Source organism: Acinetobacter sp. PC34 (assembly GCF_051789135.1).
In the GTDB taxonomy this organism is placed as follows: domain Bacteria; phylum Pseudomonadota; class Gammaproteobacteria; order Pseudomonadales; family Moraxellaceae; genus Acinetobacter; species Acinetobacter johnsonii.
In genome coordinates this window covers 635850-653564 of sequence record NZ_CP196664.1, presented here as the reverse complement: position 1 = coordinate 653564, position 17715 = coordinate 635850, and the positions used below count along the sequence as shown (strand labels likewise).

General features: G+C 41.3%; 22 protein-coding genes. 16 read left to right on the top strand and 6 right to left on the bottom strand.

The features are described 5' to 3' along the window. Nucleotides 1–42: 42 nt before the first annotated feature. The 3 genes from trhA to ACSC9N_RS03220 all read left to right on the top strand — a co-directional run bounded on the left by trhA (nucleotide 43) and on the right by ACSC9N_RS03220 (nucleotide 2706). Complete coding sequence (gene trhA, locus ACSC9N_RS03230; protein ID WP_010327452.1) at nucleotides 43–684, top strand: PAQR family membrane homeostasis protein TrhA; 642 nt, start codon at nucleotides 43–45, stop codon at nucleotides 682–684. A gap of 143 nt (nucleotides 685–827) precedes the next feature. Beyond that, nucleotides 828–2141 (top strand): MFS transporter, encoded by a 1314-nt coding sequence (locus tag ACSC9N_RS03225; RefSeq protein WP_010327453.1) that lies wholly within the window; start codon nucleotides 828–830, stop codon nucleotides 2139–2141. A gap of 142 nt (nucleotides 2142–2283) precedes the next feature. Continuing rightward, on the top strand, nucleotides 2284–2706 hold the full coding sequence (locus ACSC9N_RS03220; protein ID WP_010327454.1) for a hypothetical protein: 423 nt from the start codon (nucleotides 2284–2286) through the stop codon (nucleotides 2704–2706). 7 nt (nucleotides 2707–2713) lie between these two features. Here ACSC9N_RS03220 and ACSC9N_RS03215 read toward each other — a convergent pair whose 3' ends face one another. Further along, entirely contained in the window at nucleotides 2714–3724 is a 1011-nt protein-coding gene (locus tag ACSC9N_RS03215) for a metallophosphoesterase (RefSeq protein WP_010327455.1), read from the bottom strand. A 101-nt stretch (nucleotides 3725–3825) separates the two neighbouring features. Here ACSC9N_RS03215 and ACSC9N_RS03210 point away from each other — a divergent pair, with 101 nt between their 5' ends. Continuing rightward, on the top strand, nucleotides 3826–5454 hold the full coding sequence (locus ACSC9N_RS03210; protein ID WP_010327456.1) for a phospholipase D family protein: 1629 nt from the start codon (nucleotides 3826–3828) through the stop codon (nucleotides 5452–5454). A 4-nt stretch (nucleotides 5455–5458) separates the two neighbouring features. On the opposite strand, the gene ACSC9N_RS03205 is transcribed toward ACSC9N_RS03210, so the two are convergent. Continuing rightward, nucleotides 5459–6283 carry a lysophospholipid acyltransferase family protein gene (locus ACSC9N_RS03205; protein WP_029575103.1) on the bottom strand — a complete coding sequence of 275 codons (825 nt, stop codon included), beginning with the start codon at nucleotides 6281–6283 and terminating at the stop codon, nucleotides 5459–5461. A 387-nt stretch (nucleotides 6284–6670) separates the two neighbouring features. Here ACSC9N_RS03205 and hflX point away from each other — a divergent pair, with 387 nt between their 5' ends. The 5 genes from hflX to ACSC9N_RS03180 all read left to right on the top strand — a co-directional run bounded on the left by hflX (nucleotide 6671) and on the right by ACSC9N_RS03180 (nucleotide 10363). Then, nucleotides 6671–8002 (top strand): ribosome rescue GTPase HflX, encoded by a 1332-nt coding sequence (hflX, locus tag ACSC9N_RS03200; protein WP_395475267.1) that lies wholly within the window; start codon nucleotides 6671–6673, stop codon nucleotides 8000–8002. 43 nt (nucleotides 8003–8045) lie between these two features. Beyond that, the gene (locus ACSC9N_RS03195; RefSeq protein ID WP_004695106.1) at nucleotides 8046–8417 is read left to right on the top strand and encodes a hypothetical protein; all 372 of its coding nucleotides are present in this window, start codon (nucleotides 8046–8048) and stop codon (nucleotides 8415–8417) included. Nucleotides 8418–8427: 10 nt separating this feature from the next. Beyond that, nucleotides 8428–9102 (top strand): LrgB family protein, encoded by a 675-nt coding sequence (locus tag ACSC9N_RS03190; protein WP_004695104.1) that lies wholly within the window; start codon nucleotides 8428–8430, stop codon nucleotides 9100–9102. Nucleotides 9103–9189: 87 nt separating this feature from the next. Continuing rightward, nucleotides 9190–9633 (top strand): DUF2147 domain-containing protein, encoded by a 444-nt coding sequence (locus ACSC9N_RS03185; protein ID WP_010327459.1) that lies wholly within the window; start codon nucleotides 9190–9192, stop codon nucleotides 9631–9633. Between the two features lie 280 nt (nucleotides 9634–9913). Further along, nucleotides 9914–10363 (top strand): DUF2147 domain-containing protein, encoded by a 450-nt coding sequence (locus ACSC9N_RS03180; RefSeq protein WP_004695101.1) that lies wholly within the window; start codon nucleotides 9914–9916, stop codon nucleotides 10361–10363. 43 nt (nucleotides 10364–10406) lie between these two features. Here ACSC9N_RS03180 and ACSC9N_RS03175 read toward each other — a convergent pair whose 3' ends face one another. From ACSC9N_RS03175 to pdxA, 3 genes are read right to left on the bottom strand one after another with little or no spacing between them, the layout of a single operon-like run. Further along, a complete protein-coding gene (locus tag ACSC9N_RS03175) occupies nucleotides 10407–11255 on the bottom strand; it encodes a symmetrical bis(5'-nucleosyl)-tetraphosphatase (protein ID WP_004695099.1) in 849 nt (282 codons plus the stop codon). 1 nt (nucleotide 11256) lies between these two features. After that, entirely contained in the window at nucleotides 11257–12069 is an 813-nt protein-coding gene (rsmA, locus tag ACSC9N_RS03170) for a 16S rRNA (adenine(1518)-N(6)/adenine(1519)-N(6))-dimethyltransferase RsmA (RefSeq protein ID WP_004695098.1), read from the bottom strand. A 32-nt stretch (nucleotides 12070–12101) separates the two neighbouring features. Beyond that, on the bottom strand, nucleotides 12102–13070 hold the full coding sequence (pdxA, locus tag ACSC9N_RS03165) for a 4-hydroxythreonine-4-phosphate dehydrogenase PdxA (RefSeq protein ID WP_010327460.1): 969 nt from the start codon (nucleotides 13068–13070) through the stop codon (nucleotides 12102–12104). A 492-nt stretch (nucleotides 13071–13562) separates the two neighbouring features. Between pdxA and rplM the strand changes: the two genes are divergently transcribed. Together rplM and rpsI are read left to right on the top strand one after the other, a co-directional pair. Continuing rightward, entirely contained in the window at nucleotides 13563–13991 is a 429-nt protein-coding gene (rplM, locus tag ACSC9N_RS03160) for a 50S ribosomal protein L13 (protein ID WP_004695096.1), read from the top strand. 12 nt (nucleotides 13992–14003) lie between these two features. Then, complete coding sequence (gene rpsI / locus ACSC9N_RS03155; protein WP_004695095.1) at nucleotides 14004–14390, top strand: 30S ribosomal protein S9; 387 nt, start codon at nucleotides 14004–14006, stop codon at nucleotides 14388–14390. A 125-nt stretch (nucleotides 14391–14515) separates the two neighbouring features. Here rpsI and ACSC9N_RS03150 read toward each other — a convergent pair whose 3' ends face one another. After that, a complete protein-coding gene (locus ACSC9N_RS03150) occupies nucleotides 14516–14845 on the bottom strand; it encodes a hypothetical protein (RefSeq protein ID WP_029575104.1) in 330 nt (109 codons plus the stop codon). A gap of 123 nt (nucleotides 14846–14968) precedes the next feature. On the opposite strand from ACSC9N_RS03150, the gene ACSC9N_RS03145 reads away from it, so the two are divergent. The 5 genes from ACSC9N_RS03145 (at nucleotide 14969) to ACSC9N_RS03125 (ending at nucleotide 17655) form a co-directional block, all read left to right on the top strand. Next, entirely contained in the window at nucleotides 14969–15622 is a 654-nt protein-coding gene (locus tag ACSC9N_RS03145; protein WP_004695093.1) for a glutathione S-transferase N-terminal domain-containing protein, read from the top strand. 8 nt (nucleotides 15623–15630) lie between these two features. Then, the gene (locus ACSC9N_RS03140) at nucleotides 15631–16062 is read left to right on the top strand and encodes a ClpXP protease specificity-enhancing factor (protein WP_010327462.1); all 432 of its coding nucleotides are present in this window, start codon (nucleotides 15631–15633) and stop codon (nucleotides 16060–16062) included. A 17-nt stretch (nucleotides 16063–16079) separates the two neighbouring features. Beyond that, a complete protein-coding gene (locus ACSC9N_RS03135; RefSeq protein WP_010327463.1) occupies nucleotides 16080–16739 on the top strand; it encodes a hypothetical protein in 660 nt (219 codons plus the stop codon). A 396-nt stretch (nucleotides 16740–17135) separates the two neighbouring features. Beyond that, a complete protein-coding gene (locus ACSC9N_RS03130) occupies nucleotides 17136–17447 on the top strand; it encodes a roadblock/LC7 domain-containing protein (RefSeq protein ID WP_010327464.1) in 312 nt (103 codons plus the stop codon). After that, a complete protein-coding gene (locus tag ACSC9N_RS03125) occupies nucleotides 17440–17655 on the top strand; it encodes a hypothetical protein (protein WP_224216478.1) in 216 nt (71 codons plus the stop codon). Before ACSC9N_RS03130 ends, ACSC9N_RS03125 begins: the two co-directional genes overlap by 8 nt. The last annotated feature ends 60 nt before the right edge of the window (nucleotides 17656–17715 follow it).

The following is a 17715-nucleotide window of genomic DNA, read 5'->3' as shown; positions in this document are numbered from 1 at the left end:
ATTACGATACAGTTGTATATTTTATAAAAATGCACATGACTTATGAGCGCTCACCCTGTTGTAAACTACGATCCAGTTGAAGAAAGAATCAATTTTATTAGCCATGCTATTGGAGCAGGTCTTGCACTCATAGCCGGTATTTTATTGATTATCAAAGGGTCTTACTTAGAAACAGCACAATGGATCGGGCTGTGGGTCTATGCTTTGAGCCTATTTTTATTGTTCGCCGCATCAAGCTTGTATCATTTTGCGGAATCACCAGAGCTTCGCGGCTGGTATAAAAAATTAGATCACACTGCCATTTATTATCTGATTGCAGGCACCTACACTCCATTTTTGTCTATCGCACTGCCCACGCAAAAAGCCCATTACCTACTCATTGCACTTTGGGTGATTGCACTCATTGGTACACTATTCAAGTTAGTTTTCATTCATCGCTTTGAAAAAATCTCACTGATTGCTTATCTGCTCATGGGTTGGCTGGCTGTGCTGGTAATGGATGATATGCAACGCTTTTTATCTAAACCAGCTTTGACTTTTTTAATCATTGGTGGACTTTCCTATACCATCGGTGCATTGTTTTATGCGCTAAAAAAGGTAAGATATACGCACGCTATCTGGCATATTTTTGTATTGATTGGTGCAGGATCACATTTCCTGTCCATCTATCTTTACGTGATATAACCCGCGCACACTACATTTTTTAGCAACCCTAATTCCGTAGTCTGCCCGAGGAACATTCGTATTTTTTTAAAAAATTACGCCTTTTTTAAAAAGATGACGCTTTTAAAACTCAGTTCGACTATTTTTTAAGTGTAAGGTCTACCATGGCGTCATTAAATACTGCTGTTGCTGAACAGCAGCCTGTAAACTCAAAATTCCGCGTACTTACAGCCAGTCTGGTAGGTACAACTATCGAATTCTTCGATTTTTATATTTATGCCACTGCGGCTGTCATTATTTTTCCGTACCTGTTCTTTCCAGCAAGTACCGATCCAATGACTGCAACCATTCAGTCTTTGGCAACTTTCGCCATTGCCTTTATTGCACGCCCGATTGGCGCTGCACTCTTTGGACATTTAGGTGATCGTATCGGCCGAAAGGCGACCTTGGTTGCAGCTTTGCTGACCATGGGACTTTCAACCGTGTGTATCGGCTTATTACCCACCTATGCACAAATTGGAATTGCCGCACCATTACTGCTTGCGCTGTGTCGTTTAGGTCAAGGACTCGGCTTAGGTGGTGAATGGTCGGGTGCGGTATTGCTTGCCACAGAAAATGCACCTGAAGGTAAACGTGCTTGGTATGGCATGTTCCCCCAACTGGGCGCACCGATTGGCTTTATTTTAGCAACGGGTTCATTCTTGACGCTGGGTCATTTTATGACTGAAGAAGCGTTTATGACATGGGGCTGGCGTATTCCCTTTATCTCGAGTGCATTACTGGTGATTGTAGGCCTATGGATTCGTTTACAACTACATGAAACTCCTGCATTCCAGAAAGTTTTAGACAAGCAAAAAGAAGTTAACATTCCGTTTAAAGAAGTGATCACCAAACACTGGGGCATGTTGATTTTAGGTACCATTGCAGCCATTTGTACCTTTGTGGTGTTCTACCTCACGACGGTATTTGCTTTGCAATGGGGTACCAAACAGCTGGGTTACACCCGCGAACAGTTCTTACAACTTCAACTGGTCGCAACCCTGTGCTTTGCTGCATTCATCCCCTTGTCAGCAGTTTTAGCGGAAAAATTTGGTCGTAAAACCACATCTATTGCTGTCTGTGTTGCTGCGGCGTTATTTGGTTTAGTGTTCTCAAGCATGTTGGAATCAGGCAGTACCCTTGTTGTGTTCTTGTTCCTGTGTATTGGTTTATCCATCATGGGTTTAACCTATGGACCAATTGGTACTGTGCTCTCTGAAATTTTTCCAATATCCGTTCGTTATACAGGTTCAGCACTAACCTTTAACCTTGCGGGGATCTTTGGGGCATCATTTGCACCTCTCATTGCCACCAAGCTTGCAACCACCTACGGTTTACACGCAGTAGGTTACTACCTCACGGCGGCATCACTACTGTCTTTATGTGCGTTCTTAATGATCCGTGAAACCAAAAATGATGATGTAAATAATCAAATTTGACCCTGAATTTGATGTCTAAAAACCAGCACAGTGATGCTGGTTTTTTTATACCAATGCTTTAACAAACGCTACAAAAACCATATTTAAAATCTGTCGTTTTACTTCAAAAATAGAGAGAGATACAGATGAATAGGACCGAAAAATGGATGAAAAAATACAACAACTCACCAATGAACAACTCCTTGATGTCATCGTATTAGTTGAAGAAAATAAAATTATTCAAGCCATTCAATACATCGCCACACATACCGCTTTTCAATACGATGATGCACAAGAGATCGTGACTGAACTCACGAAGCGGCATGATGCTGCACTAAAAAGCATGTATCGCCATAAACGACATCAACAACAACGCATATCAACCGCTGAATTAAGACACCGCAGCTCCCTTGTGTCTGAAGGACAGAGCTTTACACAACAACAGCCACAAAGCCCGCATAGCACAGCAGTGAATAACCTCGATGCAATACAAGACCTACAAGCGCTTCATACAAAAAATCACAACCTTTGGATCGTCTTGGCTGTGGTCATTTTGGTTTTAAGCTTTATTTTTTATTGGTTCTAAACCCAACTTAAATCAGTTCAATAATATCGATCGTCGGTGGTACGCGAAAACGAAACGGCACACCCACCATACCTGTTCCAACCGTGACAAACACATCCGCATGTTCATGTCGGTACAAGCCTTTTTTGTGTCCTAATATAGATACTTTTTTCATTACATAGTCTGTGAGCCATGGCAGTTCAACTTGACCACCATGGGTATGACCCGAAAGCATTAAAGGACGGCTGGGTAAAGCGGGTATCATATCGACCGTGTCTGGATTGTGCGATAAGATGACCCATGGTTTGTCCTGCGGTAAATGCGGCATAAAACGCATATCCGCCTTACCTGCCCACAAATCTCCGACTCCAATCAAACGAAACTCTTCAAATTCAACAATCTGACCTTCAATATCAATCACATTATTCACCTTCAAAGCATGTCTTAACAAATTTTGAATCGGCGGACCAGGATACTGCTCATCATGATTACCATTGACCGAATAGACAGGGGCATTAATTTCTTGTAACACCTCTAATTCTTCTGCCAGTGTATTTTCAGGTTCATACGTCCAGTCCCCTGCAACCACCACCAAATCAGGTTTTTGTTCATTCAGTCGTTTGACGATGGTTTTCAGTTGTCGCTCATGCCCTGAAAATAGACCAATATGTAGATCGGCAATTAAGGCAATACGAACGGGTTTGAGTAATTTATAATCTTCTTGGATTTGATATTGAGTAGTTTTGACATGTACAAAATGCGGTTCAATGAAACGTGCATAACACAGCACACCACTAACCAAAAACACAAAAATAGCTTCATGCCATGAATAATAGCCCTGAAAACCGGCATATAAGCTAAAGAAAAACAAAGGAATGAGTAAATAAGAGAGATAAAAAGCCAACAAATGCACAAAGGCTTTAAACGGATGAATAGTCTCCGTATTGGTTTGACTGATCCATGCCTGATACACCGCCCACCCCGCAAGTAAGGCCATCGCAATATAAAAATAGAACACGACGGAGTGTATATTCATCATAGACTTTTACTCACAAACTGTTCATCAAGAACACATAATCTTCTGTTTATCTTTTCACAGCTCAGAATTATACTCAAACCAAATTTATAGACTTTATGACGATGGAAAAACCTCACGGCTTAGCGAAACAAACTTTATTCCGCTCATCTGCGACTCAGCAAGGTGCCAAACTGTTGTTGCTGAGCTGTATGGTTTTGACTGTCCCAGCGTGTAATACCTTACCCAAACAAATCCCACAGACGCCTGTCTATGCTTTTGATCTACCGACAGATCAAACCAGTTTAGGCAAAATCGTTCTGCCTTTACGTGAACAAAATCCAGGCCTTACAGGTTTCCATGTTCTCTATAATCCACTCGAAGCATTGGCCGCGCGTATCCATCTTATTGATAAGGCAGAAAAAACCTTAGATCTACAATACTATATTTGGGACAACGATCGTATTGGTTCTTTAGCGCTTTATTCTATTTTGAAAGCCGCTGATCGCGGGGTGAAGGTTCGATTACTAATCGATGATAACAATGCCAAGAAAATGGAAGGCATTTATTTGGCGCTCGATCAGCACGCCAATATTGACATCAAACTGTATAACCCCTACCGCTTCCGTCACTATCGTGCGATGGATATGGTCTTAAATCTAAAACGCATCAACCGCCGGATGCACAACAAAAGCTTCATTGCCGATAATCAAATTTCGTTGATTGGTGGGCGTAACATGAGCAATCAATATTATAACGTCAGCGACAGTTATCAGTTTTCAGATGTTGATGTGATGTTGGTCGGCTCTGCCTCAGATGAAATTGTGCATTCCTTCGATGAATACTGGAATGACGATTATGCCTTTCCAGTGCGTCAAATTGTCAACGCTAACCATTACAGCTTGCGTTATGAAGGTTTAAAAACCCAGTTAGAGCAGCACTATCAGGAAGTGACCGTCCAAAATTATTTGGATCTAGCCAATCGTTCGCAAGCCTTTGAACACTGGTTAAATGATAGTATCCAATTCGATTGGGTCAAAGCCGAAGTGGTGAAGGACTCACCGAGTAAAATCAAATCACGGGCAAAAAAAGAAGAACATTTAAACTTCCAGTTGCAAACCCATTTAGAAAAGCCAATGGAAAGCATCGACATTATTTCAGCCTATTTTGTACCTGAGCGTAAAGGCAAAAAACATCTGGCTAACCTAGCACAGAGTGACATTCAAGTCCGCGTATTGACCAACTCATTTAAAGCCAATGATGTACCGTTGGTGCATGCTTTCTATGGAAAATATCGTGAAGACTTGCTGGAAAGTGGTGTTCAACTCTATGAGTTTTTAGCCACGCCTGCGGCCGAAGCCCTAAACGAAAACAATGAAGAAATTTCCAAAAAAGCCAAAGTCAGCATCAAAGGATTAAGCCGCTCGAGTCTGCATGCCAAACTCATGGCCATTGATGAGAAACAGGTTTTTATTGGTTCATTTAATTTTGATCCCCGCTCTGCCAACTTAAATACAGAAATTGGGGTTTTACTGAACAGTCCACCGCTGGCTAAAGCGGTACACTACACCATGGACCAAAACCTCAGTAAATATGCCTATAAGCTGGTCCTAGATGCAAACAAAAACATTAACTGGCAAATCAAACAAGCTGATGGCTCTACCAAAACCTATACTACTGAACCCAAAATGAATTGGTTTAAACGCGCTGGTCTCAAAGTCGTTTCTTGGCTACCGATTGAAGGCTTTATGTAAGCCTTCAAGCTTGTTGCATGTTAGGTTGGGACTTCAAAACTTTGTGATGTAAATCAGCCAAACCTTGCACCATTTTTTGTTGGACCAGTGCCGTTAAACTCTCAACCGTATGTCCTGCTGTACAAATGGCTGGGAGCGCAACTAAATGTGCCGTGACTTGTGGCATTTCTAGTACTTTTTTAACATGCTCGGCAAAACTAATATTACCGATAAACGGAGAGACTTGGTCAAGTCCGCCCTGTTGATTCACATAGCAAATCAAACAAATTTGCACATCACGCTGGGCCTCAATTGCTGCGCCTAATATACGTCCATGAACCTTTTTCACTTTAGAACCATCGGTCGTGGTCGCTTCCGGGAAAAACAACACAGGAATATCTTGTTTTAAAAACGCTGTAATTTGCTCTCGAATTTTGATGGAATCGCCTGAACCACGTTGAATAAACAAAGTTCCACCACTTTTTGCCAGCTTGCCAAACACAGGCCATTTTTCAATTTCAGCCTTGGCCAAAAAGAAAACTCGTGCGCCTGAACCTAAAACCGCGACATCTAACCACGAAATATGATTGCTGACCCAAAGTGCAGGCTTACGTGGAATATCCCCGTGGACATGCACATCAATGTTAAAAACCTTGCACAGTCGACGACAGAAATACTGCACGTAACGGGTATTTTGTGGATTGTTAATGTCTTTATACAAGCCATGTCGATAGACCAAATAAAACCCTTCGGACACGGCGCCAAGCCCTGAAGCCAGCTTTTTACCATACAGAAAAAGCTTAGAGACACCTTTTATTGATGTTGTTTTTATTTCAGTATTCGATTGCATAGACGGTTCACTTGGCACAGCTTCATTCAACATTTAATCATTGATTTCGGCTCATTCTATACTGATCTTGAGCAACTTGCATTGATCATAAAAACCGAAGGCCCAGATGATTATTTTCAATTTTAATCGCTTAAACAAATTAATTAAAATAAATCAATCGAAATACTAAAACATGGTGTGTATATGAACGACCACGTAAATCCTCCAGCTCCGCCGTTAAATCCTGTTCAGGCACTGAAATTTATTATAGGGCTCAGTATTTTATACTTTGGCACCTTACTGCTTTTGGTTCACTTATTTCGCTCAATGTAAGGCAACGGCATAACTATTTCGCTCAATCTCAGCAAATTCATCTACACTAGAGTTTTCAATGTGAGATCGAATTTAGTGGAATATTTTGAGCAGAAGCAAGGTGGCGAAAAAACCATTTTAGTCAGTGTTGCCATCCATATTCTGGAAGACCTTGATGCAGAAGAATTTCGTTTGCTTGCTAAGTCGGCAGGTGCAGAAATTCTGGAGCATGTTCACGCTCAAAGATTCAAACCCGATGCTAAATATTTCATTGGTTCAGGCAAAGCAGAGGAAATTGCTGCTCGCGTTGAGGAGCTTGAAGCCACGCTGGTGATTATTGACCATGCCCTAACACCCAGTCAGGAACGTAACCTGAGTCGTATTATTAAGTGCCGGGTCATTGACCGTACACGCCTTATTTTGGATATCTTTGCACAACGTGCCCGTACCCATGAAGGTAAACTTCAAGTCGAATTGGCTCAATTGGATCACTTGTCTTCTCGACTGGTCGGTACAGGCATTAGCCTCGATAGCCAAAAAGGCGGGATTGGACTCCGTGGTCCAGGTGAAACGCAACTCGAAACTGACCGTCGTTTACTCCGTGTCCGTGTTGGACAACTTAAAGATAAATTAGAAAAAGTCCGTCAGACCCGTATCCAAGGCCGTGCTGCACGTCAAAAAGCCGCGATTCCAACCGTTTCTTTGGTTGGTTATACCAATGCGGGCAAATCGACCCTGTTTAACACCCTAGCCAAATCTGATGTTTATGCCGCAGATCAGTTATTTGCAACCTTAGATCCAACCTTAAGACGTTTGGAATGGGATGGTATTGGCCCACTGGTCCTAGCCGATACGGTTGGTTTTGTGCGTAATCTTGCGCATGCTTTAGTGGAATCGTTTAAAGCGACGCTAGAGGAAACATTAGAAGCCAGTTTGCTGTTGCATGTGATTGATTCGAGCAGTCCAGACCATATGGAACAAATTGAAGCTGTTGAAAAAGTGCTCAAAGAAATTGGCGCAGATATTCCAATCCTACGGGTGTATAACAAGATCGATCAAAGTGGCGAACAAGCCAAAATCATTTACGCTAAACCCAATGTACCTGAGCGTGTCTATGTCTCAGCACATACAGGCGAAGGATTTGATCTACTACGCCAAGCGGTCCAAGAGTGCTTGATGGGCCAAATTCAAAACTTTGACGTCCTACTCAAACCTGCCTATGGCAAATTGCGTAATCAACTGTACGCCCTAAATGTGATTCAATCTGAAAATTATGATGATGAGGGCAACCTACACCTACAAGTGTATATTGCGCCACATAAACTTGAACAATTGATCAAACAAGCACATTTACCGATTGATGAAATTTTAGGTTTGAAAGCAAAACAATTTCATCGTGAACTCGAAGAATTTGAAATCAAAAGCTAAATCGGTTAAAACGTGATAAGTAAAATGTTAATGACAGAACAAAATGGAATGGATAAAAACTGTTGATTGGAAAGCATGGATCGGCACGGTTGCCCTGATCATCATCTTTCGTGAGGCGGCTGTGTGGATCACTGGACGTTTTGGACATCCTGAACTGGGCAATTTAATTGGACTGATTAGTTTATTAATCGTCCTTTTGGGTTGGAGAAAATTTCATAAAATTCCAGCACGTTTGGTGGATACCAACAATAAAATCATGAAAGAAAGTGCCTTTGCTTTTCTACCTATCAGTGCAGGCTCCCTGTTAATGATGACGCATTTAGGCAGTGAAATCCCAATGTTTTTGGTGGTGCTGTTTGTCAGCACACTAATTCCACTGTGGGTTTACGCAAAAATGTCTAAGAAATGGCTTTAGGAGTGTGCACATGATTCCCATTATTTTCGGTTTTTTCCTAACCCTCGTTGCCTACTTACTGGCAAAGCCACTCAACAAAAAACTGCCACAAATTCCAGTGATTGTTTTTGGCATGTGCTTTGTGATTGCCCTGCTGTTGTTGTTAAACATTCCGTATGAGCAATATATGGCACAGGTAAATCCAGTGTTTAACCATCTGCTCGGTTATGTCACAGTCGCATTGGCTATTCCATTGGCTGCCATGCGCTATGACGACCTCCCCCTCAAAGCCGTGGTGGGCATTTTGGTCTTTGCCAGTATCAGTGCGGTCGGACTGCCGATGGGCCTGGCTTATCTATTACATTTGTCTGACCCTACCATTATGGCATTTGCCACACGCGCAGTCACAACGCCTATCGCAATTAACATTGCAACACTGCTACAAGCCCCTGTGAGTCTGGCCATTTTAATCGTGATTTTATCCGGTGTGATTGGTGCTGCATTTTCACCACTGATCCTCAAACACATTAATGACGAACGAGCATCGGGCTTAGCGCTAGGTCTTGCAGCTCATGCCATCGGTACAGCTCAAGCATGGCAACGGGGAAGTATTGCTGGACGTTACGCAGCCTTTGGAATGGCTGTCAATGCGGTATTTACAGCAATCTGGTTACCTTTGTTTATTCTATACTTGCAAAAAATGTGATATGTTCCTCACATAAACAATTGTATTGTTTAAAAAATCGACTTAAGATGAGTTTGTCGTTGATTAAATGATAAAAGGATTTTGTTCATGAGCAAATTGACACTTGCAATCGCATTCGCTACAACCGTTATGGGTAGTACAGCTTTCGCTGAAGATATTAGCGGCACTTGGAAAAATATTGATGACAAAACTGGGTCGTCAAAAGCCATCCTTGATATTCGCCAAGAATCAAATGGGACATATACCGCTAAGATCGTTAAAGTAACGCCTCGTCCGGGTTATACACCAAAAGAAACTTGTATTAATTGCCCTGCGCCGTATACCAATAAGCCTATTTTAGGCATGGATGTGATGAAAGGTTTGAAACACAGCGGTGATACCAATTACACGGGTGGAAAAATCATTGATCCACTGTCTGGTAATATTTATAGTTGTAAAGCAAAACTCAGTTCGAATGGCAAACGCTTAACCTTGCGAGGATACGTGGGCATATCGGCTCTAGGTCGCAGCCAAACTTGGATTCGAGAATAATCTAGGTTCTTATTACTGAACAGGCCTGGTCTACGCAATCACTTGATCGATTCATTTTAGATTTTGTAGACCACTACTGAGTCACTTATACATTGCTCCAAACTTAGTCTGATTGTTTCAAATTCAATGAATAAAAGTGTTTCAGCTAAGCGTGTATGATTTTTCATTTTTTAAAGGCAACTGCCTAATTCATATCTAAACACAAAACAGTTTGCCTTGTGCAAACTGTTTATTTTTCTGTGTCTTGGATATCTTTTTGTGAAACTATAGAGAACCTTATATGAAAAGTAAGTTTTTTATCGCGGGATTAACATTGTCCATGCTTTGCGGGGGAGCATTTGCACAGGACTTAACAGGGACATGGCAACAAATTGATGATAAATCAGGTTCACCAAAAGCCATTATCGAAATTCGTAAAGAATCGAATAATACTTACACTGGAAAAATTGTAAAAATTACACCACGCCCAGGTTATACGCCAAAAGAAACTTGTGTGAATTGCCCTACGCCATATACCAATAAACCAATTTTGGGTATGGACATTATTAAAGGCTTAAAACATGTCGACGGCACCAATAACTATGAAAAAGGTCGTGTGATTGATCCGCTGTCTGGCAAACTTTATGATGCGAAAATGAAACTGAATGCCACAGGAAAGCGTCTTTCGCTACGTGCTTACATCGGTGTTTCTGCTTTAGGTCGTAACCAAACCTGGTTAAGAATCGACTAAGAATAAAAAAGCCACGAAGTTCGTGGCTTTTTTAATGCATGTGCTATTGAACTGGATTATCAACGGCAAATAAGGTCTCATCTTCTAGACGATAAGCCATTAATTGATGTCCCCAAACACAACCGCCATCTACATTTTGAATCGAGTCCGAAATGGTTTTACCTTGTAAAGCTGCCCAGTGACCAAACACAACTTTATGGGTTTGTGCCGCTTGCGAAGCAAATTCAAACCATGGTTTGAAGCCTTCAGGCATCGGGTCGTTGAGCGAGTCTTTAAAACTAAACTCCAAACGCCCAGCACTATCGGTTAAACGCATACGAGTCAAATAATTTACGATACAACGTAAACGCGCATGCCCCGTCAGTTCATCCGACCATAAGGTGGGCTCTTTGCCATACATTTCTTTTAAAAAGGCATCGACAACATCAAAATCATCTGCTGCAATGACCGCCTCAACTTCTGCGGCTAAAGCAGCAGTTTGTTCTGCTGTCCAATTGGTTGGAATGCCTGCATGCGTCAGAACCGTGGTTGCGTTCGGAAACACACACAAGGGTTGTTTCCGTAGCCAATCAATCAAATCATCACTATCAATCGCATCAATCACATCACGAATGTTATCTTTGTCTTTGATTGCTTTAATGCCACGTGCAGCCGCCAGCAAAGTTAAATCATGATTGCCTAAAACTGTTGCAGCCGCATTACGCTCTACTAATTTTTTAATAAAGCGTAAAGCACCCAATGAGTTTTCACCACGGGCAACCAAATCCCCTGCAAACCAAATAAAATCTTGGTCAGGATCAAACTGTATGGTCTTTAACAAAGCTTTTAGTGCTTCAAAACAACCCTGCACATCACCAATGACATAATTGTATCGAATCTCTGCACCTGCCATCTTAAGCCACCATTTGATCTGCTAATGCCACAAATTGAGCCAGTGTTAAAGTCTCTGGACGCGCCATCGGATCAACACCTGCTTGTTCAAAACCATCTTCAACCAACATGCCTTTTAAGCTATTACGCAAAGTTTTACGACGCTGAGTAAAGACATGCGAGACCAAACGTGCCAAGGCTTTTTCATTTTTTGCCACAATCGGCTTAACCGCATACGGCTCTAAACGGAACACCGCAGAAGTCACTTTGGGTGGTGGGTTAAATGAACCCGGTGGCACTTCAAACAAGAACGTCGGTTTACAGAAATACTGAATCATCACCGACAAACGACCATACTCTTTGCTATTTGGAGAAGCCGTAATACGATCAACCACTTCTTTTTGTAGCATAAAGTGCATGTCTTTAACTTTGTCACCAAACTCCAAAAGGTGAAACAAAAGTGGCGTTGAGATGTTATACGGCAAATTACCCACAACCCGTAAAGGACGACCATCTTCAAATAAATTGGTGAAGTCGTACTTCAGTGCATCGGTTTCAATAATGGTTAAACGTTCAGGATGTGGCACACGCCCCGGCAAACCTGCCGCCAAATCACGGTCTAATTCGACCACCGTAAGTGCGTCACACTCACCAATCAACGGAGAAGTTAAGGCTGCCAAACCCGGCCCAATTTCCACAATGTTATCACCTGAACGTGGTGCAACTGAACGTACAATCTTGGCAATCACACGTTGGTCATGTAAGAAGTTTTGCCCAAAACGCTTCCGCGTATGGTGCCCTTCATCTTTAGGGTTTAAGGCATTAATTTGATACATAAAATTTTCCAACGTGAGTTAGTCACTGAACATTAGTGACGAGCTAATTCTAACGCTAAATCAACAGCGACCTGTAAGCTTGAGCTTTTCGCAAGACCTGTGCCTGCGAGGGAGAGAGCTGTGCCATGATCAACTGAGGTACGAATAAACGGTAAGCCCAAAGTAATATTAATGGCTTCACCAAACCCTTGCGATTTTAACACAGGTAAGCCCTGATCGTGATACATCGCCAAAACAGCATCGGCATCTTTTAAGTTTTCTGGGGTGAATAAGGTATCGGCAGGTAGGCTCAGACTCATATTTATGCCTTGAGCACGGTAGCTTTCCAGCACAGGGTTAATCACCTCAATTTCTTCCATGCCCAAATAACCATCCTCCCCAGCATGTGGATTTAGGCCACACACTAAAATGTGGGGATGCTCTTTTTTAAATTTGCTTTTTAAGTCCTGAGTTAAAATATCAATGACTTGATGCAATCGCTCTTTGGTAATCGCATCGGGTACTGCTCTTAATGGCAAATGTGTAGTAGCCAGCGCGACACGCAAGGTCTTGGTTGCGAGCATCATCACCACACATTCAACCCCAGCAAACTCTTGGTAGTATTCGGTATGTCCACTAAAGTGAATCCCAGCATCATTGATGACTGACTTTTGTACAGGAGCAGTTGCAACACCTACACTTTTACCGGACATAGCATAATCGGCCGAACGTCGTAGCTGCTCTAAGACATAAGGCGCATTTTCAGGATTGAGCTCACCCATTACAACAGCTTTGCTTAAAGGCACATGCTCAACATAAAGTTGACCCTGAGTTGATGATGCTTCTTGCCCTGAATATTCAATCAGTTCAATGTCCAATCCCAAACATGCTGCACGTGTACGTAGCAAGTTCATATCACCAAGGACCACGATCGGACGCTCATCTATACGAGCAGCAAGGCTTAAACAAATATCTGGACCAATCCCAGCAGGTTCACCACTGGTGACATATAAAGGCAGCATGATCAACTCAAATAAAATGCGTTTTGACTATTATACAACGTCTCACCCAGTATCTCCGCATTCACCGTACTCAACTTGAACCTATTCTTTTATATTTAAATCCTCACTTATCCTGTTTTCACATTCCATCAACTTTCAAAGAAAAAAATAAAGCCTCAAACACATCAAACATGAGCAAAGAAATTGCGAGTCGTAACTGCTGCACTGTCCGTTAATTTAAAATGGTTCTATGGTGATAATCCTGCATTTCATTCAGTGAAGTCATAAAGTTCAATATCGCTGTTCCCCATTTTTTTAAAGTTTGAACTCTTTTGTGGTTTTTTAAAAAGAATAAACTTTGATCTCTTCCTTTATGTAGGGAAATACCTTAAAATACGGCTCTTGAAATTTTATATTTTCATTTGTGATTCTGAGCAACTTCGTTTAGAATCGCGTCTCCTTTTGTTTGGACAGATTCCATAGTCCAAACCAACTATAATAGGTAGTGGTTTAATGAAAACTCTCAGCGCTAAGCCTGCTGAAGTTCAACACGACTGGTACGTTGTTGATGCTTCTGGCAAAACTTTAGGTCGCCTTGCGACTGAAATCGCTCGTCGTCTACGTGGTAAGCACAAGACTTCTTATACTCCTCACGTTGACACTGGCGATTATATCGTTGTAATCAATGCTGAAGAAATTCAAGTGACTGGTAAAAAAGCGCTTGATAAAAAATACTATCGCCACACTGGCTTCCCTGGTGGTATCCGTGAGACTAACTTTGAAAAGTTAATCGCTCACAAACCTGAAGCAGTTTTAGAAAAAGCTGTTAAAGGTATGTTACCAAAAGGTCCTCTTGGTTATGCAATGATCAAGAAAATGAAAGTGTATGCAGGTACAGAGCATCCACACGCTGCTCAACAGCCACAAGTTTTGGACATCTAAGGGATACAGCACATGGCTACTAATTATGGTACAGGTCGCCGTAAGACCGCAACTGCACGTGTTTTCTTGTCAGCTGGTACAGGCAAGCTCGTAATTAACAACCGTACTCTTGAGCAATACTTCGGTCGTGAAACTGCTCGTATGGTTGTTCGTCAACCTTTAGAGCTTCTTGAAGTTACTGAAAAGTATGACCTTTACATCACTGTTGCTGGTGGTGGTATCGGTGGTCAAGCTGGCGCTATCCGTCACGGTATTACTCGTGCGTTGATCGCTTCTGACGAAACACTTAAACCTGCTCTTCGTCAAGCTGGTTTCGTTACTCGTGATGCTCGTGAAGTTGAACGTAAGAAACTTGGTTTACGTAAAGCTCGTAAACGTCCTCAATTCTCTAAACGTTAATTCGTTTACCGAATCGGACAAAAAAGCCTTGGTTTATCCAAGGCTTTTTTATACGTGATTTTCAAGTTTTAAGTCTATGCTTCTGGCTTTATTCGCACTACATCCCTGTAGTTACATATTCCAGCTTATTTTGAAAATTGATGATCTTTGGGAAGTGGTGCATTACATGGCTCGTCGGTTTTCTCATCGACCATTTTCACAGGCCCATCATTATAAACAGTGACCTTACAGCCTTTTACTGTATATTCTTGCTGAATGCCGCCATACATCTCATCCTCAGATACAGAAGTAGCAACATCACAGGCTTCATCGGCAATACAAGCTGCATATTCAGCAGTCTGCTGCGCTACATCTACCTGTTCGGCTGCATCTTGATTTTGAGCATAACTACTTGAGATGGAAGTCATTAGTATAATAACTGCAATCGATTGGGTGATTCTGAGCCTAAGCTGCATAGTTCTATCCTTATTTTTCATTTATTCCAAGTTGTTCGATTGTATAAGCATATTAAAGTTAAGATGATTTTATTGGCTATTTTTAGTATTCTAACCGATTCACTTCACCTAGTTTCTTGAAATATGTCTGTCGAAACTACTCCGCTTCAAGGAATTACGCTGTATAGCCATGCAGATGATTTTCGCTCCCACTGGATTCGTTATGTACTTGCAGAGAAGCAAATCAAATACCATCTGGTTTTAAGTGATGCAGATGATGAAGATCTCGCCAGCTTAAACCCTTATAATCAACTGCCCATGTTGATTGAAAATGATTTAAAACTATTTAATGCCAATATCATCTCTGAGTATTTAGACGATCGTTATCGTCAAAACAAGCTCTATGCCGACGCGCCTATGCCTCGCGCGGAACAGCGTCAGTACATTTGGCGCTTTGAACAAGATTGGTTAAAACTTGCCGATATGATGTTACGCCATCCGGATACACTTGATGAACAAGCAAAACTGAAAGCACAAAAAAAACTGAAAGATACACTCATTTCCTTAACACCATTGTTCCAGCATTTCCCCTATTTCATGTCGGAAAGCTTTAGTATTTTAGATTGCATGCTTGCGCCTATCTTTCTACGCTTAAACAGCATGGGCGTGCATTTACCGAAACAGCAATGCCGCCCAATCTATTTATATTGTCAACGTATTTTTAGTCGTCCTGCATTTTTAAAGTCTTTAACTTTGCAGGAGAAAAACCATTATCAATCTGAATTTAAACAGCCGTAGAGAACATTATGTCTGATCAAGAATTAAACCTTACGCCGACTCGTCCATATTTAGCTCGCGCCATTTATGAATGGATTTGTGATAACCAACTGACACCGCATTTATTGGTCGATGCAACCCAGCCCAATACTCTCGTTCCTGAACAGTTTATTCAAGATGGCCAAATTGTCTTAAACATCGTCCCTCATGCCGTACATGCGCTACATATGAGCAACGATGCGATTACCTTCTCTGCACGTTTTGGTGGCGTATCTCGTGATATTTATGTCCCATTTAATGCTGTGATAGGCATTTATGCCCGTGAAAATGGACAGGGCTTGTTCTTCGATCCAAGTGAGTATGACAATCATACCCAAAGTGAGCAAAATGCTTTAAAATCAGACAATGAAGAAAAAACTGAACCCGCTAAGAAAAAACCAAGTTTAAGGTTATTAGATTAATAAAATGGAGTAATTATATGGCTTTTGATTTAGTACAATATTTTGCAGAGCAGATTAAAATTCAAAAGCCTGAGCTTCTGAGTCAATATTCAGATGAGGAGCGACTTCAATATCTGTCTGAGGCCAACACCCTCTCCCTTGGAAAACTCATCACTTTGATGCGTCAAGATGGCACCAAGCTCTATCAAGAGATTCAAACTCAGGATCATCTCTATATTCAAGAACTTGCAAGGCATCTCACCACGTCTCCGCAAAATGAATCACAGTTAGCGAAGGCAGACTTAGAACATAGCTTGACTACAATGTTGGGTCTTCAGTTTGCTGAACTCAAACAACTTGATGTCACGGGAAACTTTGGCGAACATGGAATTCGTGAGCTGCTTGTCGGTCAAATCGAGCACCTCTCTGGTCTGGCTGATGACTGGGTTTGGACAACAAGTGAGCTAACAGAACTGATTGGCTCTAAACCAAAGCCTGAAGAAGAGCTATCATTAGAAGAGACGATGAAGGAGTTTAATCAAATGGTAAATCAACACGCAACTGACCACTCAGATCAGCTACACACACAGGTAGTAGAGCAAAATCCAACGCCAACATGGGCAAAACTGATTGAGCCTGCTGTGGCTATTGTTATTTTATGGGGACTTTATTGCGCAGCAAGTCAAATGTTTGTCTAATTCCCAAGGGATGCACTCATTTTGCGCATCCCTTTATTTTTTAATGAAAAATAATTATATATCTCATCTTTAAAAATCAAAAAAATCGATTTCTTTTTTTGCTTTTATTTGTCCAAATGATAAAATTTACATTTTGTTGCAATAGCAAATAAATTAAACACTTTTTCAAATAACAATAAGCTTTCTCACACTCCTTTTCTAAATACGCAAACTTAATCACAGAATCTATAGCAAAAACTGACTAAAAGCCTCGGGTTTAATCGTACATTTATTCATCTTTTTTTTGTTACATTTATTTATATTAATAATTTTTTCACGCCGTCCATATAATTAAATCGAATTGTGAAACAACAAGTTAAAAGGATTTCAAAACTCATAAAATTAAAGAGAAAAACTATGGCTAAAGTGTCATTGGAAGCATTAGCAAATATCGATGGATTCTATGCAGCAGCATTGGTCGATGGGGAAAGCGGTTTGGCCCTAGCAACTCAAGGCGGTGGAAGCATCGATTTAGAACTCGCGGCTGCAGGTAATACTGAAGTCGTTCGCTCAAAACGACGTGTTGCACAAGCATTGAACTTGAATGACACCATCGAAGATATTTTAATTACACTAGGTAAGCAGTATCACCTTATTCGTCCTTTTGGGAAAGGGGTTGTATGCGTTGTCCTCTTCAACCTAATTAAATTAAAGAAACACTATGAATAAGCAATATATTAATATTGCGATTACTGGCCTGAGTTCAAACCATTCTGACGAACTTAAAACACAGCTACGTAATCTCATTCCTCAAGAGTATCAAATTAACTGGAGCTCCGCTGCTGACCCAACTATTGATCGTTTATTTATCCATGAAAGTTTTTATGAAACCGAAGGATCCAAAAGATCATTCGAAGTCGTCAGTTCCCATGGCTAAAAATTTCTAAGCAAACCCATAACGAAAACCGACTCCACGAAAACACAATTTCTTTACCAA

Excerpts from the sequence above, each read along its gene's own strand:
- trhA (WP_010327452.1), top strand. The coding sequence starts at position 43 with ATGAGCGCTCACCCTGTTGTAAACTACGATCCAGTTGAAGAAAGAATC.
- ACSC9N_RS03225 (WP_010327453.1), top strand. The coding sequence starts at position 828 with ATGGCGTCATTAAATACTGCTGTTGCTGAACAGCAGCCTGTAAACTCA.
- ACSC9N_RS03220 (WP_010327454.1), top strand. The coding sequence starts at position 2,284 with ATGGATGAAAAAATACAACAACTCACCAATGAACAACTCCTTGATGTC.
- ACSC9N_RS03215 (WP_010327455.1), bottom strand. The coding sequence starts at position 3,724 with ATGATGAATATACACTCCGTCGTGTTCTATTTTTATATTGCGATGGCC.
- ACSC9N_RS03210 (WP_010327456.1), top strand. The coding sequence starts at position 3,826 with ATGGAAAAACCTCACGGCTTAGCGAAACAAACTTTATTCCGCTCATCT.
- ACSC9N_RS03205 (WP_029575103.1), bottom strand. The coding sequence starts at position 6,283 with ATGCAATCGAATACTGAAATAAAAACAACATCAATAAAAGGTGTCTCT.
- ACSC9N_RS03195 (WP_004695106.1), top strand. The coding sequence starts at position 8,046 with ATGGAATGGATAAAAACTGTTGATTGGAAAGCATGGATCGGCACGGTT.
- ACSC9N_RS03190 (WP_004695104.1), top strand. The coding sequence starts at position 8,428 with ATGATTCCCATTATTTTCGGTTTTTTCCTAACCCTCGTTGCCTACTTA.
- ACSC9N_RS03185 (WP_010327459.1), top strand. The coding sequence starts at position 9,190 with ATGAGCAAATTGACACTTGCAATCGCATTCGCTACAACCGTTATGGGT.
- ACSC9N_RS03180 (WP_004695101.1), top strand. The coding sequence starts at position 9,914 with ATGAAAAGTAAGTTTTTTATCGCGGGATTAACATTGTCCATGCTTTGC.
- ACSC9N_RS03175 (WP_004695099.1), bottom strand. The coding sequence starts at position 11,255 with ATGGCAGGTGCAGAGATTCGATACAATTATGTCATTGGTGATGTGCAG.
- rsmA (WP_004695098.1), bottom strand. The coding sequence starts at position 12,069 with ATGTATCAAATTAATGCCTTAAACCCTAAAGATGAAGGGCACCATACG.
- pdxA (WP_010327460.1), bottom strand. The coding sequence starts at position 13,070 with ATGCTGCCTTTATATGTCACCAGTGGTGAACCTGCTGGGATTGGTCCA.
- rplM (WP_004695096.1), top strand. The coding sequence starts at position 13,563 with ATGAAAACTCTCAGCGCTAAGCCTGCTGAAGTTCAACACGACTGGTAC.
- rpsI (WP_004695095.1), top strand. The coding sequence starts at position 14,004 with ATGGCTACTAATTATGGTACAGGTCGCCGTAAGACCGCAACTGCACGT.
- ACSC9N_RS03150 (WP_029575104.1), bottom strand. The coding sequence starts at position 14,845 with ATGCAGCTTAGGCTCAGAATCACCCAATCGATTGCAGTTATTATACTA.
- ACSC9N_RS03145 (WP_004695093.1), top strand. The coding sequence starts at position 14,969 with ATGTCTGTCGAAACTACTCCGCTTCAAGGAATTACGCTGTATAGCCAT.
- ACSC9N_RS03140 (WP_010327462.1), top strand. The coding sequence starts at position 15,631 with ATGTCTGATCAAGAATTAAACCTTACGCCGACTCGTCCATATTTAGCT.
- ACSC9N_RS03135 (WP_010327463.1), top strand. The coding sequence starts at position 16,080 with ATGGCTTTTGATTTAGTACAATATTTTGCAGAGCAGATTAAAATTCAA.
- ACSC9N_RS03130 (WP_010327464.1), top strand. The coding sequence starts at position 17,136 with ATGGCTAAAGTGTCATTGGAAGCATTAGCAAATATCGATGGATTCTAT.
- ACSC9N_RS03125 (WP_224216478.1), top strand. The coding sequence starts at position 17,440 with ATGAATAAGCAATATATTAATATTGCGATTACTGGCCTGAGTTCAAAC.